This is a genomic window from Sinomicrobium halophytocola (assembly GCF_052983395.1).
Map to the genome: position 1 here is coordinate 248,699 of NZ_JBRKIT010000028.1, position 24,237 is coordinate 272,935.

22 protein-coding genes are annotated in these 24,237 nt (G+C 40.4%); 12 read left to right on the plus strand and 10 right to left on the minus strand.

The genetic code is table 11. The features are described 5' to 3' along the window. The first annotated feature begins 82 nt into the window (after window positions 1-82). Genes mbpA through ACVBDY_RS12045 form a run of 3 tightly spaced genes read left to right on the plus strand, consistent with a single transcriptional unit; the run spans window position 83 to window position 1,718 of the window. Window positions 83-400 carry a mobilization protein MbpA gene (gene mbpA / locus ACVBDY_RS12035; protein ID WP_447175731.1) on the plus strand — a complete coding sequence of 106 codons (318 nt, stop codon included), beginning with the start codon at window positions 83-85 and terminating at the stop codon, window positions 398-400. Further along, window positions 397-1,272 (plus strand): relaxase/mobilization nuclease domain-containing protein, encoded by an 876-nt coding sequence (locus tag ACVBDY_RS12040; RefSeq protein WP_447175732.1) that lies wholly within the window; start codon window positions 397-399, stop codon window positions 1,270-1,272. The genes mbpA and ACVBDY_RS12040 overlap by 4 nt, the downstream gene beginning before the upstream one ends. Before the next feature lie 11 nt (window positions 1,273-1,283). Then, window positions 1,284-1,718, plus strand: a complete 435-nt coding sequence (locus tag ACVBDY_RS12045; protein ID WP_447175733.1) for a DUF6730 family protein — start codon at window positions 1,284-1,286, stop codon at window positions 1,716-1,718. A gap of 120 nt (window positions 1,719-1,838) precedes the next feature. Here ACVBDY_RS12045 and ACVBDY_RS12050 read toward each other — a convergent pair whose 3' ends face one another. Beyond that, window positions 1,839-2,090, minus strand: a complete 252-nt coding sequence (locus ACVBDY_RS12050) for a helix-turn-helix domain-containing protein (RefSeq protein WP_447175734.1) — start codon at window positions 2,088-2,090, stop codon at window positions 1,839-1,841. A 496-nt stretch (window positions 2,091-2,586) separates the two neighbouring features. On the opposite strand from ACVBDY_RS12050, the gene ACVBDY_RS12055 reads away from it, so the two are divergent. From ACVBDY_RS12055 to ACVBDY_RS12090, 8 genes are all read left to right on the plus strand, one after another. Next, window positions 2,587-2,901: a hypothetical protein gene (locus ACVBDY_RS12055; RefSeq protein ID WP_447175735.1), complete on the plus strand. Its 315-nt coding sequence runs from the start codon at window positions 2,587-2,589 to the stop codon at window positions 2,899-2,901. Between the two features lie 2 nt (window positions 2,902-2,903). Beyond that, window positions 2,904-4,031 (plus strand): HEPN domain-containing protein, encoded by a 1,128-nt coding sequence (locus ACVBDY_RS12060; protein WP_447175736.1) that lies wholly within the window; start codon window positions 2,904-2,906, stop codon window positions 4,029-4,031. Between the two features lie 493 nt (window positions 4,032-4,524). Beyond that, complete coding sequence (locus ACVBDY_RS12065) at window positions 4,525-5,406, plus strand: RES family NAD+ phosphorylase (RefSeq protein WP_447175737.1); 882 nt, start codon at window positions 4,525-4,527, stop codon at window positions 5,404-5,406. Between the two features lie 491 nt (window positions 5,407-5,897). Next, window positions 5,898-6,824 (plus strand): AbiTii domain-containing protein, encoded by a 927-nt coding sequence (locus ACVBDY_RS12070; RefSeq protein WP_447175738.1) that lies wholly within the window; start codon window positions 5,898-5,900, stop codon window positions 6,822-6,824. A gap of 84 nt (window positions 6,825-6,908) precedes the next feature. Beyond that, window positions 6,909-7,754: an AlbA family DNA-binding domain-containing protein gene (locus ACVBDY_RS12075; RefSeq protein ID WP_447175739.1), complete on the plus strand. Its 846-nt coding sequence runs from the start codon at window positions 6,909-6,911 to the stop codon at window positions 7,752-7,754. Between the two features lie 206 nt (window positions 7,755-7,960). Further along, a complete protein-coding gene (locus ACVBDY_RS12080; protein ID WP_447175740.1) occupies window positions 7,961-9,355 on the plus strand; it encodes a hypothetical protein in 1,395 nt (464 codons plus the stop codon). Between the two features lie 246 nt (window positions 9,356-9,601). Continuing rightward, window positions 9,602-10,921 carry an RNA-binding domain-containing protein gene (locus ACVBDY_RS12085; RefSeq protein ID WP_447175741.1) on the plus strand — a complete coding sequence of 440 codons (1,320 nt, stop codon included), beginning with the start codon at window positions 9,602-9,604 and terminating at the stop codon, window positions 10,919-10,921. Between the two features lie 299 nt (window positions 10,922-11,220). Next, entirely contained in the window at window positions 11,221-12,345 is a 1,125-nt protein-coding gene (locus ACVBDY_RS12090) for a hypothetical protein (RefSeq protein ID WP_447175742.1), read from the plus strand. Window positions 12,346-12,735: 390 nt separating this feature from the next. On the opposite strand, the gene ACVBDY_RS12095 is transcribed toward ACVBDY_RS12090, so the two are convergent. After that, window positions 12,736-13,851 (minus strand): Fic family protein, encoded by a 1,116-nt coding sequence (locus ACVBDY_RS12095; RefSeq protein ID WP_447175743.1) that lies wholly within the window; start codon window positions 13,849-13,851, stop codon window positions 12,736-12,738. Between the two features lie 673 nt (window positions 13,852-14,524). On the opposite strand from ACVBDY_RS12095, the gene ACVBDY_RS12100 reads away from it, so the two are divergent. Then, window positions 14,525-14,779, plus strand: a complete 255-nt coding sequence (locus ACVBDY_RS12100) for a cytochrome c oxidase assembly factor Coa1 family protein (protein ID WP_447175796.1) — start codon at window positions 14,525-14,527, stop codon at window positions 14,777-14,779. Window positions 14,780-15,062: 283 nt separating this feature from the next. Here the strand turns inward: ACVBDY_RS12100 and ACVBDY_RS12105 are convergent, their stop codons facing one another. The 8 genes from ACVBDY_RS12105 to ACVBDY_RS12140 all read right to left on the minus strand — a co-directional run bounded on the left by ACVBDY_RS12105 (window position 15,063) and on the right by ACVBDY_RS12140 (window position 24,161). Beyond that, the gene (locus tag ACVBDY_RS12105; protein ID WP_447175744.1) at window positions 15,063-17,420 is read right to left on the minus strand and encodes an FdhF/YdeP family oxidoreductase; all 2,358 of its coding nucleotides are present in this window, start codon (window positions 17,418-17,420) and stop codon (window positions 15,063-15,065) included. 10 nt (window positions 17,421-17,430) lie between these two features. Then, window positions 17,431-17,799: a DUF7009 family protein gene (locus ACVBDY_RS12110; protein ID WP_447175745.1), complete on the minus strand. Its 369-nt coding sequence runs from the start codon at window positions 17,797-17,799 to the stop codon at window positions 17,431-17,433. A gap of 109 nt (window positions 17,800-17,908) precedes the next feature. Then, window positions 17,909-18,775: a formate dehydrogenase accessory sulfurtransferase FdhD gene (gene fdhD, locus ACVBDY_RS12115; RefSeq protein WP_447175746.1), complete on the minus strand. Its 867-nt coding sequence runs from the start codon at window positions 18,773-18,775 to the stop codon at window positions 17,909-17,911. A gap of 69 nt (window positions 18,776-18,844) precedes the next feature. Further along, a complete protein-coding gene (gene mobA, locus ACVBDY_RS12120) occupies window positions 18,845-19,501 on the minus strand; it encodes a molybdenum cofactor guanylyltransferase (RefSeq protein WP_447175747.1) in 657 nt (218 codons plus the stop codon). Window positions 19,502-19,834: 333 nt separating this feature from the next. Then, window positions 19,835-21,289: a glycosyl hydrolase family 18 protein gene (locus ACVBDY_RS12125; protein ID WP_447175748.1), complete on the minus strand. Its 1,455-nt coding sequence runs from the start codon at window positions 21,287-21,289 to the stop codon at window positions 19,835-19,837. A gap of 27 nt (window positions 21,290-21,316) precedes the next feature. Continuing rightward, window positions 21,317-22,579, minus strand: a complete 1,263-nt coding sequence (locus ACVBDY_RS12130; protein ID WP_447175749.1) for a family 16 glycosylhydrolase — start codon at window positions 22,577-22,579, stop codon at window positions 21,317-21,319. A 52-nt stretch (window positions 22,580-22,631) separates the two neighbouring features. Next, window positions 22,632-23,579: a hypothetical protein gene (locus ACVBDY_RS12135; RefSeq protein WP_447175750.1), complete on the minus strand. Its 948-nt coding sequence runs from the start codon at window positions 23,577-23,579 to the stop codon at window positions 22,632-22,634. Between the two features lie 450 nt (window positions 23,580-24,029). Beyond that, a complete protein-coding gene (locus tag ACVBDY_RS12140) occupies window positions 24,030-24,161 on the minus strand; it encodes a hypothetical protein (protein ID WP_447175751.1) in 132 nt (43 codons plus the stop codon). Window positions 24,162-24,237 lie beyond the last annotated feature (76 nt).

The following is a 24,237-nucleotide window of genomic DNA, read 5'->3' on the forward strand; positions in this document are numbered from 1 at the left end:
AAGAGGGTTTCTGCCTTCGGCATTTCGTTGGCTAAAAAGATTTAAAAACTGTGTTTCATAGCACCAACTTTACATTTGAAAAGTGAGAAGAAAAAGCAGACATAATAAAAGTACTTATATCAAATTTCGCTGTTCACAGTACGAAAAGAAACTCCTGTATGTCAAAGCCAAAAGAGCGGGTTTAAGTATGAGCGCTTATTGTCGTAGGGCTGTTATGGAAGACCGGATCGTAGAGCGGTTAACCGAAGAACAGTTGGGTGCCTATAAAATGCTGGTACAGTATCACAACAACTTCAAACGTATTGCCAATATGTTCCGCAAACGAAACCCTAAACTGGCCGATGAAGTGGCACAGTTAGCCCGTGAGATAAAAACACACCTGTATAATTTTAAAAAATGATCGGTAAAGGACAAGCCATAGCACATACCCAGGCTTCCATACAATACGGATGGAACCAGGAGAAAAATGCCGAAATCATCTACACCCAAAACCTTTGTGGGGATAACCCGAAAGAAGTCACCAAAGAGTTTAAAATGATACAGGACATGAATGCCCGCTGTGAAAAGAATACCCTGAGTTTTGTACTTAGTCCTACTATTGAAGATGGCCGGACGCTTAGCCGGGAAGATCTGGAAGAACTCACGGATACCTTTATGAAAGAAATGGAATTGGGAAAGCGGCAAGCCATTGCTTTTGTACACCGGGACAAAGCCCACACCCATATTCATTTATATGTGAATCGGATTGACTTTCAGGGCAAGGCTTATAAAGACAACTATATCGGTAAGCGCAGTCAGAAAGCCGCCGAAAGAACCGCACAACAATTACAGCTTACCACGGTCAAAGAAGTACAACAAAGTAAAGATCAATCCCTAAAACAAATCCGGAACGAGATTAAACAGATACATAACAGCATAATGCAACATCACAAACCGAAAAGTTTTGACCAATATATTACGTTAATGAAACAACAACAGATTTCAGTAATCCCGACTATCAATAAGCAAAATCAGTTACAGGGGTTCCGATTTCAGTACAAATCTTATAACCTGAAGGGAAGCGAAGTGCACCGGGATATGTCTGGGGGAAAACTGGCCATGGCCATTTCCCAGAACCAAGGGTTCGGTCAAAAACTGGTACAGAATAACCAGATAAGTCTCATGGGCAAAGCTGTCGAACTAAGCAATAACATTACAGTCAAAATTGCTAAAGAGCTGGCAAAACAAGTCGCCAAAAGGGCTATGGATACAGGTTTCGGAATGGGATATTAAAAACAAACGTTATGGGAAAATTAGAAGAAATCGCAGAACTGTTAACCGAAGAAATCCACGGATTTAACCAGTCCATTGATCGCCTGGAAGAACTGTCGGAATACCTCGGGGATATCAAAGTCAAGGCGGATGCTACGGAAGTCGAATCCCTACTGAAAGGGCATCTTGAACAATACCGAGAAATACAGTCCCGTCACGACGAGAATTTAACCGAGGTGTATAAAGCGGTAAAGGGTACTTACCGGCTTCCCCGTTGGTTGGTGATTTCTTTTATTATGGTACACGCACTTACGTTAGCCTCTATAATTTATAGTGTACATCTTCATAACAAAAAAAAGTATTGGGAGGAAAAATACGAACGTATCAGAGGGCATTATCATTATTTTATGGAAGACAATCCGGAAGTGAGAACACAGTATGAAAAATGGATACGAGAAGAAAAATAACCGCGCAAAATAGTATTAGTTCGGTAAGGATTTGGGGGCTTTGGTGTATCGCCCTCCTAAGTCCCGGCTAAAAAACCGTTCATAGGGCTTTCCAAGGGGTATCCCAAACATGATAAATCTCTATTCTTTATTATCAATGGGGACGTCAAAATCAAATAATTCTTTAGGGTGCACATCCAAACCTTTAGCAAGCTCCATTATAGTGGATAGCGTAATATTAACTCTCCCTTTCGCATATTTGCTTATATCACTATCATCAAGTTTACATCCTTTGGCGATTTTATCATAGCTATATCCTTTTTTGGTTCGAATTATATCTATTTGTCTACCAAATAACTGCAAAAAATCTTTCTTTTTAAACTCGGAATCCATACTTGAAAAGTATTTTAAAACAATCTCTAAAGATTTTATCAAACTTTTACGGGTGAATTAACCCGTAAAATCAAAAAAATTACTATATTTGGTTTTGAAAGTATATTTTTGCGATACTTCTTATAGAAAATATTAGAAGCTGTTCGCTTAGAGTCTCAAGTAGAAAACTGGCACTTTTTATACACACGAGACCATAAGTGAAGTAGCTCACGACCCGGGCGTGGGCTCACTTATTCGTGTGTGGGTATGCCAGTACCTCTACTTGATAAGATGAGTTCCACGCCTATTTATTTTGTTGTAACTCTTCTTCTCTACTGCAACGCTTTCTACTTTTCATCTTTGGAGTTTTTCGCATGTTAAAGCATAACGGGGCAGTTTTGTCCTGTTATTTTGGGGTAGTATGAAAGGGAGGAGGGCCTTCCTCCCTTTCTTTAAAATACTACACTCACATCTCTACTACCTCTACACCTTTTCATTAATCTTAAAAGCACTACCTATGGAAAGTGAAGAGATCAAAAAACTGATATTCAGCCAGGAGCCCATTGCCATCATAAGATATTTTGAATGGGCTATTTTTTCCAAAAGCTATACTAACGTCAGGTATTTACTGCTACGCATAAACAGCAAATATACTGACATTGATGAAGTAGATGTTCCTCATGATACGGTTTCCTTTTTAGTCTCCAGACTGGATAGCTTCGAAAAAGTATGCTCTCAGGAAGGCTGCACGGTATGGGAACGTATGGCATTCCGGGAAAAGGTAAAAGCACTTGTGCCAAGACCAAAGATCGTCAAACTGATAAATTCATAACCATGAAATTATCCATACCACAAATCATCGATAAAATCGTAAACCTTTTGGAAGTGCAATATGTTTATCTTTCAAAAGTAACTGTAAAAGGCGAAGAAAAGCCGCTTTTACTCATACTTTGGCAGGAAGGCAGCTCCGGACTATCGGATGATCTGGCCCCATTGGTACACCGGGTGTTCCAGGAACATACTGATGTTTTGTTTCGCATCTATGCCCTGTCGTTTGCCGAGCGGCAACTACGGGAAGGCAATCTCTTTTTTATTGATGCCTGTAAATCGGAAAACCTTGAATACAACATTCCCGGCCAACATTTCCCAGCGCTAACCGAAGGTATGGATATGGAAAAAGCGCTCGAAGTAGCCAAAGACCGTTTCCAAAAGGAATACACCAAAGCTACCGACTTTAAAGAAGGGGCTTTGTTCTATATCGAAAAACAAAACCATGTGCAAGCGGCCTTTATGCTGCACCAATCGATAGAATTAGCCTACCGTCTTACAGAGTTGCTGGCCATAGGCAAAGAAAAGGTTTGTCATAGTATTGTAAATCATCAAAAGTACATCAGGGCATTTATCCCGGAACTGGGCGCATTATTCCACCCGGAAGAAACAGCCCTTTTACAGCTATTGGACAATGCCTATAAAGGCGTGCGTTATGGTTCGGATTATCATATTACGCCGGAGCAAATCAATGAGATACATGCAAAATCGGAAGAACAACTCACTATTGTCAAAAAACTATTCAACGCCAAATGGAGAAAATGTAAAAAAGAAATGGAGAAGAAAGAGGAAAATCCGGCCACACCCCTCAAAGGTAACAATGAGATCAGGAAAAAAATCCAGAGACTGGCAGAAATGAAGTTAGAGAAATTATCCCCGAACTCGGATAAACTCTATTATAAAACAGACTTTCTGGTCAATGGTCCCGCAGATGTGCTTTATGATGTCGCCGGGATTATGAAAGTATGTATCATCGCTTTGGAATATGCCGACGGTAAATTTTCTGACCTTATTCCCCAACCGCATATCAATATACAAACCGCACTGGAACATGCCTTACAGCTATTGCCTTTTGAAGAGATTGAATGTCTGGAAGAGATTTTGGAAGAACATATAGGGTTTTCCAATGATTAGTATGCGCAAAGGTTTTTATCATAAAGACCCTGATACGAATACCGACCACCTGAAGGCCACGGATTGGCTCCGCTTGCCTTCTACTTGCTTTTTGTTTGGCATGATAGCCGGGGCTATTGTCATGGCGATTTTGGCTATGATTTTTATTTGTTGATCTTTCCTTGTTTTTTGGTTTTCTGTGGACCGGTTCCCGGCTTTTGTTTTTTACAGGGGTCGGGATTTTTTTGTGTATTGTGGAAAGCCGTAAAATTTATTTTAGGAATGAATTTATATTGGTCAAGCAAAATTTGATATACAAAATAATGAACTATTATATGAAATGATGAATATGTTAAAGAGTCATAAACCCTTATAATATGGGCATGTTTTCAGGAATCGTATTTGTTATGGATTGGATGTAGTGAATTGCGTATATTTGGGTGTTGTGCGTCAGTGTAAAAACCAAGTTTCAAAATTTAATCTTCTGAAATCAATTAAAAAATCACTTCAATAAATGAGTAAAACACCTGAAATAGAAGAAATCATCAGTCAATTACAAGACTTGGACAATTCAAAATACCCCAAAACCGAAATTCAGGGATTGATGAGAAAAGTTGGTACATTATGCGATATTGTTGTTCATTTCAAAGAAGGAACACTAATAATGAGAGGACGACCAAACAAACCTACAGAAAGGTTTGAAAATAAATCGGACTATTCTTTTAAGCCTCAGAGTTGTAACAAAACCTATCAAAGAGCGAGTACACCAGATAACACAATGTTTTATGGAGTCGTTTCAAACACAAAAGATATAAGCAACATTACAACTAATGAAATACAAGGTATGCGACTTTCTGTTTTTTGTGAACTTTTTCACAATGGATTAAACATAGAAGAAACCCAAAAAATATCTTTTGGAAGATGGCGAGTAAAAAAAGGGGAACAATTAAATGTACTGGCTATTATCCAAGAAGAAAAATATAAAGAATCGAACGAACTGTTAAATGAATTAACAATAGCATATAGTCATTTTGTTAATCAAGTAGCAGATAAAAATATAAAAGATAAGAGTTTAACTTACGGAACATTCTTAGCAAACGAATTTTCAAAAGCTGAAATATTAAGTGATTATGATTATATGATTTCTGCAATTTTTTCTGAATTTGTCTCAAAACATAAACAGTTTGATGGAATTTTGTATCCAAGCGTTAGAGCCGAGGGCAGGTATTTTAATATTGCAATTAACCCTGATGTAGAAAATTCTAAACTCGAATTAACTGACGTTGGTGAATGTCCAATTCAAAAAACAACAGACGGTTTTCGTGTATGTAAATCTGACTTTGGTGCTAATAATTTAGAGGGTAAAGAATTTTTTAAACTAATAAAGATAAATTAAACGAGGTCGCATCATCCAAGGTTAAAGCTAAAACTTGAAAGAAAGCACATTAGTTTCAAATAACAAAAAACTGATAAGTAATATGAAAGAAGAACACCGAACGCACAACAGCGTATATAGTTTATGGCGGATTTTGTGCCTAACCGCAAATTTCAGTATTTATAGAAACTAAAAACTCAACCGAATGGCGAGTGGTTTTTATCCCACCATAAACTATATACGCAAACCGTTGGGTGTAATTTGAAAAAATATGAACAAAAAATTTATACAACTAAACGAAAAACTTAAACTCTTTGGGTAAGCCTACATTTTTAGGGAAGGCTACAAAACTACAACACGGGTTTTGCGTCAGGCAGCTGACGTTCAGACTTAAAGCTTTATGCTTCTATCAAAGTTTCTTCTTGGTTGACAGTGAAGTGCTCTGAAATTACATTTTTTAAAACAGCCTGATATCCCAAAAATAAAATGTTGCAACAATTTAGGTACAATTTATGAAACTCATCAGCCAAATAATAAATGAACTTATTGACAGCGAAAAGTCGATAAATGGTGCGTTGTTAAAAACAAAAGTACTTGCAAGTCGAATTCAGAATAATGAATTATTGAATTGGGTAAACAGGGAGCTAAATGGTTATTCTTCTTTCAAAGATCTACCAGATTACAGAAAGAACATAACATCCTATCTACAAGGAAACTATATAAATGGTAATGCGAAATACACCAATCAACCAATACCAACTATTGGGCTTGATGAAATATTTCAAAAAAAACTACAATCCGCTGAATTTTCAGATAGTATTACAGCTTTAGAGAATCTCATTGAAAATAATGACTCTTCAACTTTAGCTTTGCCTTTGAGGGCTGAAATTGTTGGAATGATAGAAACTAATTGGAGAAAAATGGGCAATCCATACCTTCAATTAATGAACGTTAGTATGATAATTGGGAAAAGCGTTATTGTAGAAGTTGTTTCCAAAGTGAGGAATAAACTTTTAGATTTTATGCTTAAAATTGATAAAGAATTTGGTAGTCTAACAGAAATTTCGGAATTAAAAGAAAAGAAAAAGGAAATATCGACTATTATGAACCAAACAATTATTAATACATCAGGAGACGGAAATGTAATAAATACTGGAGATAAAAATAAAATAAATATAAAAATCACAATTGAAAAAGGAAATAAAAATGCACTGATTGAACATCTCCAAGAAAGCGGAATTTCAAAACAAGATATGACCGAATTAGTAGAAATTATTGATACAGAAAAACCTAATTCAAAAAACAATACTTTTGGAAAAAAGGTTAATGAATGGATAAAAAAAATGATTGGAAAAGCTGTTGATGGAACTTGGAATATCGGGATTGGAACAGCAGGAAATCTTTTAGCAGAAGCCATCGGAAAGTATTATGGATTTTAAAAAAACTGCACTACAATAACTATAAGTGACAAGTGTTAATCCACGTAATCACTCATTACCGAAGCTGTTGGCAAAAATTAAAAAATGACAATCGAGACCCAGAACATTGAATACAAAGATTTTTCTAAAGCCCCTAAGCTTGATAGAAAAACAGTAATTTCTAAGCTTTTCAAAGAAATTACAGCTTTCTCAAATTCTAAAGGGGGTAGAATAATTGTTGGGAAAGATGATGTTACTGGTAGCATAAATAAACAACCTGAAGATATAATTAAATGGTTAAATAATGACTTCTTGACATCAGAAGTTAATCGAATTTCAGACAATCTTGTTGTATTTAAGTGTGAAGAAGACAATGGGATTATTACTATAACAATTCAAGAATCTGACGACCCTATTTCAGCAAATCTTGACTACAAAGGGATTAATAAAGGAGATTGTTATGACAGAAAAAACCATGAAGCTACTCTTATAAAAGGGGAAGACTTAAGAAAGCTAATTGAAAGAAAGGCTATTTCGATTGACAGTAAGCTAAAAGCACTAAGAAAAATAGTTCATTACAAATTTGCCAATGGTCAGAATTCTGCTTCAGAAATGAACATATTTGATAGTTTAGTAGTTGCGCATGAATCCAAAGACGATTTCGATGAAACTGTCTTCGACTCCTTTATGATACATCAATTTATAGGTAATTATCAATTGCCTTTATCAAAACACTCAACTATGCAATTGCATATTCAAACTCTTGCAAAAATACTAGAAACTCCTGCTCATTTGAATAGCTTTATTGTATCCAAAAGAGATGCTTTTAACGCTTTAAAACAGGACAAAAATTTTATTAAAGCATTCATAGATGCTCACAGAGAAAAGGCTTTAGCTAGTCCTCAACTAAAAAACTATATTTTTGAGTACAAAGAGGTTATTGAGAAATGACTTTTACCAATTAGGCAATGTGCAATGCGGAATCTAGTGGTTAAGGATAGCTTGCTACTTTTATCTCTGCTACTTAAAATACTTCGAGGATCACTTTGCAAATTACCACAAATATTTGTGACTGGCTTGCTCTATAATGAAAAAATAAATCACGAACTAATGTTTAGATTATTTCCAAACGGAAGACTAAAAAATGAGGTGAAATAATGAACGAGTACCACTGTATAAATATTGAATTCCGAAATGTTGATTTCAACCCTTACTACATAAAAACCAAGGTAAAAGTAAGTCAATCTCACCACGCTCATTTATATACAGGCCAAGAAGAAATTGAACTAAGGATTTTCTATGAAGATAGCACCTATTTTGGCGAAAAATTATCTACTTGGTCAAATTCAATAGATTCAAATAAGTTTGGTTCATTTCTAAAGGTAGAAATTGAACAAAATCACACAAACGAATGTTTACAAAAAATTGATTTGTCGGACGCAAAGCTATGTGGTCTATCCAGTGGCTCTAATTATTACGAAGGTGACAAAAAATACGTTATCGTAAAAATTGACACCGCAAAGTTTTATTGGAATCCTATCGAAGAAAAGAAAAATACGGCAGAATTTTATTTAGATGATAAAGGATTTAGGGTCGTTGAACCATTTTATTCAATTTTATCGCCTAAAACGTGGTTTGAAAATGACGGAAACTTTGATATTGGAAGAATGAAAGGAGCATCCAATTTTTACAAACTGGAAAAGTCAACATTTCGACCAGAGTTTAACTTCATTCCAAAAGACAAACGCAAAGAAAGGATGGCTACAATTGCAAAAGAACCAAAAATTCAATTTCAATACGAAGAAGGAGTTACAGAAGAAGAAGCTATTTTTTATGGTGATGTGGTCTTGACTTTGATTTCATTTTATCACCACATAAAGATTGATTATACGCTTTGCAGAATACACTTACCTGAAAGCACAATCGCAATAAAAAATATTGAACAAAAAAACTCTCTTGACAGAAGTGGCGGACTTGGTGGCTTTGGAATAAGAAGCTTATTAAACAAGTTCTTTGAATTAAGTTGGCAGAAAGAAACTGTAGATAACTTTCAACTGATTTCAAAAGCGGTAACACTGTTTAACCAATCACTTTTAGTAGATAGCTCCTCGGCATTTTTAATTCGTTACAACATTATTGAAATTTGCGACAAGCAAAAACAGGACAATGGGAAATTTACATTTGCTTTAACCAAGAAAGAACGAAAAGCAAAGCAAGATGAGGCTTTAGCCAAACTTTTAGAAATGATAAACACAGACGAACGCGAAGAATTTAAAAAGCGTTGGCATAACGTTCAAAGCCTTTTACAAAACAAACCGATGAAAAACCAGTTGGTTTCATTTTTAGAAAGCCAAAACATCGACCCAAAAACATTTCCGGTAAGCATTAAAGATCTAAAGGGACTTAGGAACGATATAACGCACGGAAGTATTGAAAAGGTAGATAACGAACTACTTAGAAAAGCAAATGTTCTGCTGTACAGAATAAGTGGAATACTAATCCTAAATTTGATGGGAATTACAATTTGGGAATTTAACGCAGAAATAAAATAACAATATGTGAATAGCCAACGCTCAAAGCCATACACATTGCCAAGTTGTACCGCCCACTTGCCACACCAAAACTTGGCAAAGAATATAACCCTTCAAAAAAATAGAAAATAGCTGAGAAAAAGAAGCAACCAAAAAAGGGAAAGGCTTTAGGTTTAGGCAGGACTGTTAGAAAGCCATCAACTTCTGAAAAATCAAAAGACAATGGTGAAAAGAAAAAAGGAAAACCTAAAAAGTAATTAAACAAAAATGCACGAAACCAATCGCATAGAACTGAAGGAAAAACTCACCAAAGACCTGGATTTGGAAAAGGAAGTAATTGCTTTTCTCAATTACCTGGAAGGAGGGTTGATTTATATAGGAATTGATAAGCACGGGAAAACACTTGGTGTAGCGGATATTGATGGTAATATGCTTAAAATCAAAGACCGTATTAAGAACAATATTTTACCTTCTGCAATGGGGTTATTTGACGTAGTGGCCGAGGAACGTGATAGAAAAGACATTATCAAGATTATTGTAGCCAGTGGTAGTGAAAAGCCCTATTTTAAAAAGAAATACGGTATGACCGAAAAAGGCTGCTTTATTCGTATAGGTACAGCAGCAGAACCCATGCCGCAAAAAATGATAGACGACCTCTTTGCAAAACGTGTTCGAAATTCTTTAAGCAAGATACAATCTAACAGGCAAGAGCTAACCTTTGAGCAATTAAAGATATACTACGAAGAAAGAGGCACGCCTTTAAACAAAAACTTTCTGGTTAATTTAGAACTTTTAACCGAAAACAAGAAATTTAATTATGTGGCTTATTTGATGGCTGATGAAAACGGTAACTCTATAAAATTGGCAAAATATAGTGGCGTTAATAGGGTTGATTTAATCGAAAATCAAGAGTATGGTTATTGTTCCTTAATAAAAGCCACCTACAGTATCCTAAATAAATTGGAAGTAGAAAATACCACTCGTACCAAAATCACTTCAAAAGAACGCATTAGTCAACGTTTATGGAATCCAGTAGCCTTAAGGGAAGCTGTACTTAATGCCATAATTCATAATGACTATACTACTGAAGCTCCCCCGAAATTTGAAATCTTTGACGATAGGATTGAAATCACGTCTATAGGAGGTCTGCCAAATGGATTAAGTCAAGAAGATTTCTTCGAAGGCTATTCCATCCAAAGGAACAAAGGTATTATGCGTATCTATAAAGATCTTGAACTGGTGGAACAATTAGGCTCCGGTGTTCCCAGAATTCTGGAAGCATACGATAAAGATTGTTTTAAGTTTTCTGACAATTTTTTACGGATAACCTTCCAAAAATCTACAAGTGGTGCAATAGGTGGTGCAATAGGTGGTGCAATAGGTGGTGCAATAGAAAGTTTAACCGAAAGACAGGTAGAAATCTTAGAACTAATAAAAGAAAACAACAAAATAGCTTACCGGGAAGTGGCCCAACGATTAGAAATAAACAATTCCGCTGTGCAAGCACACTTCGACACTCTAAAAGAAAAGGGCATCATCGAAAGAATTGGAGGCACCAGAGGGTATTGGAAGGTTTTAAAAAGATAAAGCCTATTGCTTAACCTAATTGGCTCAAAATCAGAAATCTACACCCGTTCAGGTATAACTTTATCTAAAAACATGAATTTTATACCCGAAAAGGTATAGTGCAAAAGATACACTATAAATCCCCAGATTTTCAGGCAACGGGTTCTCTGTTTTTGTTTTTTGAAACAGATGTCTTTAGTAAAAATTCGAGAACATTACCAAAATACACTACTCGAAATTTTACTAAAGATGGAAATCATTTAATAACCTTCCCCCCTCAAAACCTTACCTTTACTCAATGTACAATATGAACAGGTCAAATGGACAGTAAAACAATTACAAGAAGGGAGTTATACAATTTAGTCTGGAGTAAACCAATTACCCATATAGCAAAGGAATATGGGTTCTCTGACAACGGTATTCGAAAAATTTGTAAGATGCATGACATCCCCTTACCCCGATCTGGATATTGGTCAAAATTGAAATTCAACAAAAAAGTAGTTAAAACAAAACTTCCTAAGCAAAGTAATAATCCGGAAATAAGCTTAGAAAAAACAAACACAATACTTTACAAGGGGACTCATCTTTCATCTGAATTAACTTTAAGAAAAGAAATCGGGGAATTAAAACTAACTGTGCCTGAAAAATTGTCTAACCCTCATAAGTACATTACAGCTACTAAAAATTATCATGAAAAACTTAAAATCAGGAATAAGAGAAGAGATTGGAGTATGCACCTGGATACTACAAATGTGGTAAGTATTGATGTATCGGACAAGCTTTTTTCGAGAGCGTTAAGGTTTATGGACACTCTAATAAAAATTATTGAAAAACGTGGCTATAATGTAACCGTTTCAAACCACACAACTATTATAATTGTAAAAGAACAAGCATATAACATCAGATTAAGAGAAAAACATAAAAGAATAAAACGAGAAACAAATAGCAGTTGGAATGAATACGACCTTGAACCAACAGGTAATTTATCTCTTAAACTTGATAACTCATATCCAACTAAAGAATGGTCAGATAGTAAATCAAAACCTTTAGAAGAAAAATTAATAGATATTTTAGCGTGGATAGAATTAAGGGCCAAAAAGGATAAAGAACAAGAAATAGCAAATGAAATTCGGCGGAAAAATCAGGAAAAAATTAGGCTAAGGCAAGAAGAGTTACAAAGGCAAAAAGATGAAGAATTATCAAACTTTGAAAGGCTTTTTCATACAGCTACAAGGTGGCACAAATCACAGTATATTAGAAGCTATATTAAAGAATTTGAGGACTACGCTTTAAGATCCAATACATTGGATACAGAAAAAAAAGAATGGATCAAATGGGCCAAAGAGAAAGCTGATTGGTACGATCCTTTTATTGAAAAAGAGGTTGCGCTTCTGGAAGACATCGATAGAGATACACTTAAACAAAAAAGTAAGAGCTATTGGTAATATAAGAGGACATTTATAGGCATTTACGTATAAAAACATAAAACTATATTGTCTTAAATGTTTTTGCATATAATAACACTCAAAAACTTAACCCATATGAGCCGATTAGAAGATTTAATTGGCTCATACATCCACAACATGGATAGAATGATTCGTATTTTCTAGGCTAAATCATACATTTACTTCTCAAAAAATAAATCGTCAAAAAAGGCAATTAAAGTCTTACACCAAAAATACACCTCCCCCACTCCAACCCCTGTAAATATAAGAGATGAAAGATATTGTATCGGGAAGTAATGCCTTAAAGTGAAGAAATTGTTTTTATAGAAACGATTATGGGGTATTATCGATAACGAATAATCCACAGAATAGATAATTTTTAATTCATCTTTAAGAGAATATTCCATACATATTCAACTCATAATTCACTCCCCGGCCAGCACCTTTAGGTTGTAGTGTCCCTTTTTCCACCAAATCCTGTAAATCCCGCGTAGCGGTCGCCTTAGATGTTTTAGCAATAGACATATATTTTTTAGCCGTCATCCCTCCTTCAAAGCCTTCAATACCACGATCGAGCATTTTTAGAATAACCTTCATTTGACGTTCATTAAACTCCGGCTTATATTTATCTAAAAATTTAGCTTTATCCAGGGTAAAACGAATAATCTTTTTGGCATGCTTTTGGGCTTGCAGTATGGTTTCGGAAAAATAGACGATCCAATCTGTTATTTCAAGAGATCGTTGCCCTGCTTTAAGCGCATCGTAATAGGCTTTTTTATTTCGCTCTATAGTTGTAGAAAGACTCATGACCAACGGGCGTCCTATGGATTCCGACAGACATTTCTCCGCAATGGCCCGGCCAATTCGCCCGTTACCATCTTCAAACGGGTGTATGGATTCGAAATATAAGTGGGCTATGGCTGTTTTAACCAAAGCTCCTTTAAGGTCTTTTGATCTTGTTACATACTTATCATACCAAATGACAAATTGTTCCATTTCGGACGAAACTCTTTCTGATGAGGGAGCTTCATAATGAATGACTTCTCTTCCATAGCTACCGGAAACAATGACCATTGGCTCCACTCCCATCCGGTATTGCCCGCCACGAATAAGACGTGAACCGGAAAACAGGATTTTATGCCAATGCTTTATAAGTTTTTCTGTAAGCGGGCTTGCATAATCCTGGCGCACTTCCACCATGAGCTCTGCAATCCCCCTGGCATTGACATCTTTTATTTTTTCCAATCCGGGAGATAACCCCAGGCGATTTTTAATAGAAGACATTACATCCCGGCGACTGTAATATTCCCCTTCAATTTCGGAAGTTTTTATAGCTTCGTCGATCATAAACTGCAACAGGGTTTCTTGCTGAAATTCGGCAGACAAGCCATCAACAATTCCTTTTACCTCTCCAGTTTCCGATGCGAATTCCAGGATTATATGATCTATGGCATCCGCATCGTATGTAAATTGAGGCCAGTTTTTATATTGCCAATTATATTTCATGAGCCGATTATTCAACCTAATCGGCTCAAATATAATAAAAAAATGAGCCAATTAAAAGATTAAATTGGCTCATGCCCCTATACTTTACCAATATTTGTCCCAAATATTTACTAAAATTGGGACAAGCAGATTGGTTATCCGTTCATCATCTAACTCATTACATATCAAATACACCCATTCAAAGTCTTTAGTCCAGACTATAATAAAAACGAATTACAAAACGTGCTACGGTTATTCGAAAGGGAATTGAAGCGAAAAATTGATTTTATAGCCATAAAAATTTCCCGACCAATACAACCATTGGAGGTCAGTCGCGACCGATTAAACCCGTAAGAAAAAGGGGGATTTTACATATACTCCCCCAAGCACCCCGCATGTACCCCGCATGTACCCCACAAGTTTAATAATCATCTGTATTCAGTGGTAATGAAAAGCCAAAATTCATAAATGGAAACAACTATTCCGGATAAATCCATAAAGTAGTAAGCAATGATATAGGTTAACCGAAAAAGGAAATCAGTTTAAGCAGTTATAATTTTTTTATATGCATTTATATATAAAAACGAAAAATGATATTGTTTTATATGTTTTTGCATATAATAACGTTGTGAACTTCCATATTAATATTTCTTTTCGATGGCTCAGAAATGCATAGATATTCTTATCTATTTCAATACCCCGGGTAAAAGATCTGTTAGGGGAAATGGAACCCATTGATAAAATGGCTATCATAGAAGGACAAGTTCAATACAGCAATAACAACAATACAGTACATTCCACCATACGGATAAGCGGGTCCAAAGGTAAAGCCCGTATGGATGTTTCTGCCAATAAGGTAAAAAGCCAGTGGAGTTATTCTAAAATAAACATCCGTATTAAAAATCCACCCGAAAAAAGACAAACTATTGAAATTAAAATGACTGAATAAAAAGCCATTTTCATGGATTCTTAAGTCTATACTTCCGAAAGATTACATAGGCAGACAGCTTTATCGGATCAAAAAATAAACAAAAATGAGCCGATTAAAGGATTTAATTGGCTCACCATCTGAAATGGTATTAATATTAAAATTTACAGACTCTTTACTGAGCAAAACAACATATACGTTCAGCTTTTCACACTTAAAACTATTAATTTCCCTTACGCTTTTGAAAACCCCGGTCCACCCATACTACTTATTTTTTACAGTCCGCATCCTAAAAAGTAACAACCTACACGATAGCTGCGATATCCGGGCCCACATGCTTCCTCACCTTCAGCACCACCGATTTACTGGTCGGCGTATTGCTCTTGTCTGCTACCGTACCAATAGGCACCAGTACGTTGGCTTCCGGGAAATAGGTAGCACAGCATTGTTCCGGGATATCGTAGGCTACGACGATAAATTTCCGGGCTATACGCTCTTTCCCGCCGTGGAAGTTAAACAGATCTACGACTTCGCGGTCTTTAAGATCAAATTTTTCAATATCCTTTCTGTTCATAAAAATGATCCGCCTTTCGTTATGAATACCTCGATAACGGTCCTGTAAACCATAAATGGTAGTATTGAACTGGTCGTGTGACCGGATCGTCATCATCAGTAATTCATCTTCTTCCAGGGGGACAGAAACCACATCGGCCACGTTGAATTTCGCTTTCAGGTTATCCGTAGGGAAACGCTTATCCCGGGCGCTGTTGGGCAGGTAGAACCCTCCGGGTTCACGTACCCTTTTGTTGTAATCCCCGAACCCGGGTATGGTTACCTCTATGGCATCACGTATATGATCGTTGTGGGTGAGGAACTTATCCCAATCTACTTTTGACCTGGTTCCCAGGACTGCTTTGGCCATATGGCAGATAATAGCCGGTTCACTCTTCAGGTGTTCGCTCACGGGTTCAAGTTTTCCTTCGCTCATCTGCACTACACCCATAGAATTTTCGCAGCTTACAAACTGTCGTTCACCATTGACCTGGTCAATATCGCTACGGCCGTAGGTTGGCAGAATCAGCGCTTCTTTACCAGTCACCAGGTGGCTACGATTGAGTTTGGTACTTACCTGTACGGTCAGCTTACAACGGCGCAGGGCTTCGGCGGTATACTCCGTATCGGGAGTAGCAGACAGGAAATTTCCGCCCAGTCCCACAAACACTTTTACCCTGCCTTCGTGCATGGCCTTAATGGAATTGACCACGTCAAGACCATGATGCTGCGGCGGGTGAAAGTCAAAATTCTTTTCTATGCTATCCAGTAATTCCTGCGAAGGCTGTTCGAAGATGCCCATGGTGCGATCGCCCTGCACATTGCTATGTCCCCGCACCGGGCAGGTCCCGGCACCGGGTTTGCCTATACTACCTTTCAGCAAAAGCAGGTTGACGATCTCTTTAATGGAATCTACTGAGTTTTTATGCTGCGTAAGCCCCATGGCCCAGCAGGTAATGATCTTGCTCTTTGTGCACAGTATACCGGCCACTTCCCGGAGTTGTTCCATACCTATGCCACAAGCTTCTCCCAGTTCTTCCAGGTTATAGCCGTCGAGATTCCGGATAAACTCGTCATAGCCGGAAGTGTGTTCCCGTATAAAATCGTGGTCAAAAACGGTTCCGGGATGTTTTCTCTCCGCTTCGAGCATCAACTTCATCAGGGCTTTCATCAGTGGCAGGTCGCCATTGATCTTGACCTGGAGGAAAACATCGGTCAGCTTTTGCTTTATGCCCAGCATCCCTCCTATTTCCTGGGGGTTATTAAAAGCAATAAGTCCCGTTTCCGGTAACGGGTTGATGGATATGATAGTACAACCATTCCGTTTGGCTTTTTCCAAAGCGCTCAACATCCGCGGGTGATTGGTCCCCGGGTTCTGCCCGGAAATGATAATGACCTCTGCCCGGTAAAAGTCCTCCAGCGTCACCGAGCCTTTACCGATACCCAGGCTTTCGCCAAGTGCCACCCCGCTACTCTCATGGCACATATTAGAGCAATCGGGCAGGTTGTTGGTACCGTATTCACGGGCAAACAACTGGTAGAGAAAAGCCGCCTCATTGCTGGCCCTTCCCGACGTATAGAAGGTAGCCTCATCCGGAGAGTCCAGTGCATTTAAGTGCCTGTTCATAACCTGAAAAGCTTCTTCCCAGGAGATAGGCTGGTAATGTGTTCCGTTTTCGGGTAAATACATGGGTTCCGCCAAACGCCCTTTTTTCCCGATACGAAAATCATCGAGTTCCGATAATTCCATGACGGAATGTCTGGCAAAAAAATCGGCATAGAGTGCCTTGGTAGTCGCTTCCTCGGCAATGGCCTTGGCCCCGTTCTCGCAGTACTCTCCGATCGCACTCCTCTGTCCGTCCGGGTCGGGCCAGGCGCAACTGGGACAATCGATACCTCCTTTTTGGTTCAGGCTCAGCAGGGCTTTCATGCCACGGACGGGCCCCATTTCACCGAACACGTGTTTCATGGCAGAAAACACGGCCGGGACCCCTACCGCAACGTCTTTGGGTCTGGTCACTTTCAGGTCTTCGAAAACTTCCGGGTTTTCCGGGTTGGCCTGTGTCTTCTTGGCCTCCTTACCAGCCGGTGATTCTTCCCGATATTCCATAAAGCTATTTTTAACAGGTTTTATTCGGATTGATATACATATCGCTTTGGTCTTCCAGTGTCCGGTCCAGGCACTGAAAGTCTTTTTCCACCAGGAGAAATAGACAGTTTTCTCCGTCGGTCCGCAGATTATTTTCGTAACCCACCTTGTCGGTTTCAAACAAGACCGTTACATATTCCGCAGGGATAAAAACCGTGACGGTATTGTTTTCAAAATTCGCCGCAAGATCTTCAATATCCTGTTTGCGTTCTAACCGGTAACGGAAAACACCCGATCCGAACCTGGTTTGTTCTTCTACAAATCCCCGGTTTTCCAGGTCTGAAATTTCGGTCTTCGTCAGGCGCAACCGCACACTATCCCCTTTAATTCTTATTTTCATCTCTCTACAAAAATTCGTAAGCCATTGGTTTGGCTTGTTTATATTATCCCGAAAGCTTTCGGGTAGTATGGATCTTTTTTGTTCCATGCCCATTATGGGCTTTCCTGATTTATGATGTTGTAATGCTATGTAAAATCCGTTCCGTATCGTGATAAATATTGTAGTGGTCTTCCCGTAAAAAACCTACCAGGGTGATATTGAATTTCCTCGCAGTGTCCACCGCCAGGCTACTGGGAGCCCCTACGGCACAGACTACGGGAATACCCGCCATAGCGGCTTTTTGAAGGAGTTCAAAACTCGCTCTGCCACTTAAAAGCAAAGCGCAAGCGCTCAGGTTTACGCTTTGTTTTTGATCAAACACAGCGGCTCCGATCAATTTATCCAGGGCATTGTGCCTGCCGACATCTTCCCGCAAAAACAATAATTCTCCCCGGTCGGTGAACAAAGCCGCGGCATGGATTCCCCCGGTGAACTTAAATACACTTTGTTCTCCACGCAATTTGCCGGGTAATTGCAATACCTGTTCCGGGGTTATGGTAAAATGTGAAGGTTCTTGCACGGGACAAAGGAGATGTACTTGTTCTATGCTCTTCTTCCCACAGATACCGCAACTGCTGGTCGTATAAAAATTGCGTTGCAATTGCTGTAAATCCACCTGCACATCTTCCCTGAGATACACCCGGACTATGTTTTCGGGATGCTCTGCCCGGTTCTGATCGGTACAGTAGCGCACCACTTTCACCTGGTCCGGATGCCGGATGATCCCCTCGGTAAACAAGAAGCCCAGCGCCAGTTCAAAATCGTTACCGGGGGTACGCATGGTAACGGCTATGCTTTTGGATGTCCTGGCGGAAGCGCTTCCGTGATCCAGCCGGATCTCCATCGGCTCTTCTACGGCAAGCAGGTCGTCCTGCTCCCGTAGTTCTCCATCCCGAAACTGCTTAATTTTCGAAAAAGAAACACTTGTTTTTTTCATTGTGCTCAATCTTACCTGTAAATTACGAAAAAACTGTGAATACACAGTTCCTTTATCCCCGGGAGATTATCAAGGGATAAACGCATTAAAATCCTCCGGTGTATCGTAACTTTTCAGTACCCGCGGATTTACAGGCGTAATTTTTTTTACCTTTTTTCCTTCCAGGAATCTGCGCAGTGACTTCCCACCGTCCCGGTAAAAAAGGTGTAATTCCTTTAGGCAACCAGCTTCGTAGATAGTCATAAGCGGTTCGGCGATATGGCTTTCGGGGTGATAGAAACAAACCGCATCGTATTCCGGGGAACGTGCCTTGTACAACTGTTCCATAACATCCCGGGTAAGTGCCGGGTAATCGCAACCAAGTACAAAAAAGGATTTCCCGGGGAAATATCGTATGGCAGTAAGCACCCCGCTCAGAGGGCCACAACCGGCATAATCAGCTTCATCGGGGAGAAGCGTCCTGTTCTTCATATATTTTTCAGGAAGTGCGGTATTGGAAGAGATCACCACCCGGTCGCAAAATTCATCGAGTAATTGGGCAATGTGGGCAAACTGGGGCAGATCGTGGTACCGTAACAAAGCCTTGTTCCTCCCCATCCTGCTGCTTTCCCCGCCGCCGAGGACCAACCCGTAAAGCGGGGCCGGGGTATTCGTGTTTTGCCGGGAAAAATCATCTTTCCCCCGGTATAGAGGAATGGTGAGTATACAGATCGGGTTACTTCTCATATGGACTGATGATCTAAGAACCAAGATAAGGTAAAAATGCGGAAATTGCCCGTTCAGCGGCATGAAATATATCAAATCGTGGGGGAACATCATAACAGGTCGGATGAAAGTCCGCCACTTGTCCCGGGGATTTGTTTCATGAAGGCGATATGAAGGTATTTCATGTCGCTTACATATATATGAAAACCAAAAGACACCTCCGCTCAAAAAGATAGGAAGTGCCTTTTGTAATTAACAACACATCAAAATATACTGTACCGGGGGTATTGGAGTGACACGGTAACGAATTACCCCGAAACCTCCTTTTCACATCACCGGAGTATTACGTCCTGTTCATGGTATTGCAGGAGTAGTCATTTGTACTGCGGTCCCGGCCGTTGTTGCGGAGGACACTATAGTTACAGTAAATTTCTCCCAGCCTTCTATGGCAGGGCGGTCGCACATCATGGGACCCTCACCGTTTTCGGAACTTATGTACATCCCGTTAAACCCGCGCAGGGCCACCGTACCATCGGGCTGAAGGAGCCATTCGAAAGTTTCCCAGCCATCTATTGCGGGGCGGTTACACATCATGGGGCCTTCGCCGTTTTCGGAGCTTACATACATCCCGTTACTCCCCTGCAGTGCAATTTTACCATCGGCAGTACCTACCACGGTAAACACTTCCCAACCTTCGGCAGCATCCCGGTCGCACATCATTCCGGTTTCGCCGTTTTCAGAGCTCACATACTTGCCGTTGGAACCTCTTAAAGTTATCATTTGTCCGACAGGAGCCTCAATCGGGGGATTAGGATTGCCATTCGCCCGTTCCTCTACGACTTCATGGATGGCGGTTAAGAGGGAATTACTTCCGGTAGCATCACCTGCCAGTTCCCAGATCATAATTCCGCCGCCCTGGTCGAAAGCCAGGTTGGTCTTGCTTTTTATCGTTGGGATTCCGTTATATCCTATATTCCCGTAGTAATCGGAATAAGCACCCCCTCCCCTGGCCAGGATTTCATGATACACCACGTATTCGGAAGCGGAACGGCCGTAAAAAGGTACACCCAGTATGGCCTTCCCAGCCGGCAGGCCCCTGCCTTTCCAATAATTCAGGGAATTCACCGCAAGATTATAGGTGGAATGGTTGGAACCTCCGCCGTCATACGCCATCAGGTTTAAAAAATCGACCGCCTCGAAAACACCGGATTGTATGCTACTGCCATTTTCGGAAACCACTGCAGCGGTCAGCAATTTTCCCATATTGTGCATGGCAGTGCCCAGTTCCTGCATCATCAGGGTGAAATTGGTAGCACCCGCACCGTTGGGCGGGTATTCGTAATCGATATCTATACCGTCCAGCCCGTACTGGTTTACGGTACTGACCAGGGTATTGACAAAATTGGTACGGGTAGCGGCAGCGGAACAAAGCTGATCGAATGCGGAATGATCGCCGTTGTTCCACCCGCCTATGGCCAGTAAGACCGCTACATTATTGGCATGAGCAGCGCTGACCAGGCTTTGCAGCTTGGAGGTGTTCTCTATGGGCTGCAACCCGCCGGAAGGGGTTGGCAAGGCAAAGGCATAATTCACATGAGTAAGCTTGTCAAACTGGATCGCATTAACGGATCCGGACCAGGATGGCACATAGCCGATCACTTTAAAATCTGTGTCGAGCACCATAGTTTCTTCGGAAAGTGGTGCCTCCAACGCCGTTTTATCCGGCAGTTCGTTTTCCTGTTTTTCACATCCCGTAAACAGGATACATAGCATAAAGGTCAGGGAGATTACGTTTTTTATCAGTTTCATGGTAAGATCATTAAGAGGGTTTATAATTTATTCGTTTATCGTAAATGTTTCCCACCCCGAAGGGGTAGCCCGGTCGCAGACCATAGCAGCCACGCCGTTTTCAGAGCTTACATACCTGCCATTGTTCCCTCTCAGGGTCACTTTACCATCTGCTGTTGGTATCCAGTCGAATTTCTCCCAGTCGCCGATAGTTGTCCTGCTGCACATCATAGGCTGTTCCCCGTTTTCGGAAGACACAAATTTATCCATGCTGCGCAGGGCTATTTTACCGTCCCCTGCATCGACTACGGTAAACTGTTCCCAGGCTTCTGCCGTATCCCTGTTGCAATACATGGATTGAGTACCGTTTTCGCTGCTCACGTATTTTCCGTTAAATCCCTTTAAGGTGATTACCTGCCCTACCGGTGCCGTAGAAGCGCTATCGTTCCTTTTATAGACCCGTACATAATCGACCTCCAGGGTACGCGGCCAGATGTTGGGGTCTACGCCCTGGGCGCCACCCCAGTCACCGCCTACGGCAAGGTTCAGAATAATATGGAAATCGTGATTGAAAGGCCAGGAATCCTGTCCTGTACCATCGTTATATACCGTGTAGTACAACTCGTCATCCACAAAAAAATCGATACGCGATTCACTCCATTCCACCGCGTAAACATGCCAGTTCACCGTAGGGTCGGCAACGGTGATGGTCTCCGTACGCTGCCTGTCGGTCTTCCAGTTACAGCACTGGCTGTGCAGGGTACCGTGAATCACATTCTGGTCGTAGCCCACTTCTTCCATAATGTCTATTTCCCCGCAGGCAGGCCAGCCAACATCGCCTATATTATCGCCCAGCATCCAGAATGCAGGCCAGGTACCCCAGCCGCCGGGCAGTAACATACGCGCTTCGAAACGACCATAAGTCCAGGACACTGCGGAGTTAAATCTGGCCGAATAATAATCGTTCTGCTGGGTGTTATTGTTATACACGGCTGCGGCCTTGATCTTTAAGGTACCGTCAGATACCCGGGCGTTATCCAGGTTCTTCGTATAATATTGCAGTTCATTGTTTACATGGCCCGGTTGCCATTCTTCGGGATGCCATTTTTGCGCATCCGGGTAACCGTTATAGTCAAATTCGTCGTTCCAGATTAACTGCCAGGCCTCCGCATTGGCAACGGCGGTTGTCATAAGATTGGTTTCGGACACAACCTGTTCTTCCACATCGGCATCGTTGCCGCAGGAAAAGAAAAAAATAAGTGTACAGCATAGCGCCAACCTGAAGAGGTTGTTCCGTTTAAAATGTTTCATAATGTATGGTTTTAAAGATTTAGTGATTTTAGCTTATGAAGAGTAAGAGATATCAGTCGCAATCCAGGCACATCCATTCGACCACGCCGGAGCCGGAACCGAAGCGCTGCATGGTATATTTTTCCACATCGATCAGAAAACCGATCCCGCCTGCATCGGCATTTGTGGTACAGCAACCTCCGCAGTCATTATCAGAACAAATATCGTATACGGTGGCATCGATAGTGCGGTTACCCTGGCGGATGCGGAAAGTTTTCAGGGCATAGGTATCCCCGTCCCTGGAATGTACCGCGATAATATTATGACTCTCCACCCAGCTTTCCGGCATTTTGCCATCCACAAAGGCAAAATATCCGGCCCACAGGCAGCCGTTGTAATCCTCACACTCTTCACTCCCGGGTTCCGGGTAAGAGGTAAAGTTGGTTAGGTTGGCCTGTCGCCAGGTTCCACCGGGAGGCAAGGTATTTACCGGAACGAGTGTAAATTTTTCCCAGCCTTCTACGGCATCCCGATCGCAGTACATGGCTTCTTCACCATCTTCTGAGGATACATATTTTCCGTTATTTCCCCGGAAGGAAATCGTGCCGTCGCTATGCTCCACCAGGGTGAATTTTTCCCAGTCTTCAATAGACGTCCGGTTGCACCGCATAGGCTGGGTTCCGTTTTCCGAAGAAACATATTTCCCCATACTCCGAAGGGCTACCAGTCCACCGCCGGCATCCACGATGGTAAAATGCTCCCAGGCATCTGCCGCAGGACGGTCGCAATACATGGCCGACTGCCCGTTTTCACCACTTACAAAAAGGTTGTTGGAAGCTTTCAGGCCAAAAGTTCCTCCCACATAATCCGCCACAGCCGCATATACATAATGAGCATCCGGGTCTTCTGCGATATTGGTTACGGCATCGGATACGTCTTCCTGTTTACTACAGGCATTGCTAATAACGGTGAGCAATGCCCCAAGGCAAAACAATACGGAAATAAAGTTGTTTTTTTTCATGTTTGCAGGTTTTAGTTGGTATGTTCGTAATCGGCATCATGTCCGTCCGGTTCCGGACCTTAATAATAATGGTCCCTATCTCTTCAGGTGAAAACATGAAGGGCACCACTATAAGATTTGGGGACAATTACTCATTACTGAATATTTTATATCAAAATCGGAAATAATTAAATATCATCTCGCCTTATAGGTTTAAATTTATCAAATCTACATTTATTTAGCATTATTTAACATATTTAAAGACACGTTTCAGCTACTTCATATAGTATTTTTACTACGTCAATTGTACGTCAAAAGGCTTGTGGCAGGATGGTGTCCGAATCCAGATTATTGTTTTTGGACGGACGCTCCGGTGGAAAAATTTATGTCTGAATAATAAATGTATACGAAAATAAGGAAGACGGAAACTATAGCAGCAAAGGCCAGGGCAAGAAAATTGAGCACTCCCTCTCAGGAATAAAAAACAGCGAGAATGATAAACACAATGCTTAAAATAATAGCCAGGATACACCCTATCCCCGTACCCAGTGCCTTGATATCTTCCTGTTTCCTTCGGATCTTTTCCCGCTCCCCGATGATCATAACCGAATCTGGCTTTGGATAATATGTCGTGTAATATTTCTGTCACCGTTATTTTTCAGGTTACGATCGGGATACA

Coding starts and splice junctions, on each gene's coding strand:
- ACVBDY_RS12040 (WP_447175732.1), top strand. CDS start 397: ATGATCGGTAAAGGACAAGCCATAGCACATACCCAGGCTTCCATACAA.
- ACVBDY_RS12045 (WP_447175733.1), top strand. CDS start 1,284: ATGGGAAAATTAGAAGAAATCGCAGAACTGTTAACCGAAGAAATCCAC.
- ACVBDY_RS12050 (WP_447175734.1), bottom strand. CDS start 2,090: ATGGATTCCGAGTTTAAAAAGAAAGATTTTTTGCAGTTATTTGGTAGA.
- ACVBDY_RS12055 (WP_447175735.1), top strand. CDS start 2,587: ATGGAAAGTGAAGAGATCAAAAAACTGATATTCAGCCAGGAGCCCATT.
- ACVBDY_RS12060 (WP_447175736.1), top strand. CDS start 2,904: ATGAAATTATCCATACCACAAATCATCGATAAAATCGTAAACCTTTTG.
- ACVBDY_RS12065 (WP_447175737.1), top strand. CDS start 4,525: ATGAGTAAAACACCTGAAATAGAAGAAATCATCAGTCAATTACAAGAC.
- ACVBDY_RS12070 (WP_447175738.1), top strand. CDS start 5,898: ATGAAACTCATCAGCCAAATAATAAATGAACTTATTGACAGCGAAAAG.
- ACVBDY_RS12075 (WP_447175739.1), top strand. CDS start 6,909: ATGACAATCGAGACCCAGAACATTGAATACAAAGATTTTTCTAAAGCC.
- ACVBDY_RS12080 (WP_447175740.1), top strand. CDS start 7,961: ATGAACGAGTACCACTGTATAAATATTGAATTCCGAAATGTTGATTTC.
- ACVBDY_RS12085 (WP_447175741.1), top strand. CDS start 9,602: ATGCACGAAACCAATCGCATAGAACTGAAGGAAAAACTCACCAAAGAC.
- ACVBDY_RS12090 (WP_447175742.1), top strand. CDS start 11,221: ATGGACAGTAAAACAATTACAAGAAGGGAGTTATACAATTTAGTCTGG.
- ACVBDY_RS12095 (WP_447175743.1), bottom strand. CDS start 13,851: ATGAAATATAATTGGCAATATAAAAACTGGCCTCAATTTACATACGAT.
- ACVBDY_RS12105 (WP_447175744.1), bottom strand. CDS start 17,420: ATGGAATATCGGGAAGAATCACCGGCTGGTAAGGAGGCCAAGAAGACA.
- ACVBDY_RS12110 (WP_447175745.1), bottom strand. CDS start 17,799: ATGAAAATAAGAATTAAAGGGGATAGTGTGCGGTTGCGCCTGACGAAG.
- fdhD (WP_447175746.1), bottom strand. CDS start 18,775: ATGAAAAAAACAAGTGTTTCTTTTTCGAAAATTAAGCAGTTTCGGGAT.
- mobA (WP_447175747.1), bottom strand. CDS start 19,501: ATGAGAAGTAACCCGATCTGTATACTCACCATTCCTCTATACCGGGGG.
- ACVBDY_RS12125 (WP_447175748.1), bottom strand. CDS start 21,289: ATGAAACTGATAAAAAACGTAATCTCCCTGACCTTTATGCTATGTATC.
- ACVBDY_RS12130 (WP_447175749.1), bottom strand. CDS start 22,579: ATGAAACATTTTAAACGGAACAACCTCTTCAGGTTGGCGCTATGCTGT.
- ACVBDY_RS12135 (WP_447175750.1), bottom strand. CDS start 23,579: ATGAAAAAAAACAACTTTATTTCCGTATTGTTTTGCCTTGGGGCATTG.
- ACVBDY_RS12140 (WP_447175751.1), bottom strand. CDS start 24,161: ATGATCATCGGGGAGCGGGAAAAGATCCGAAGGAAACAGGAAGATATC.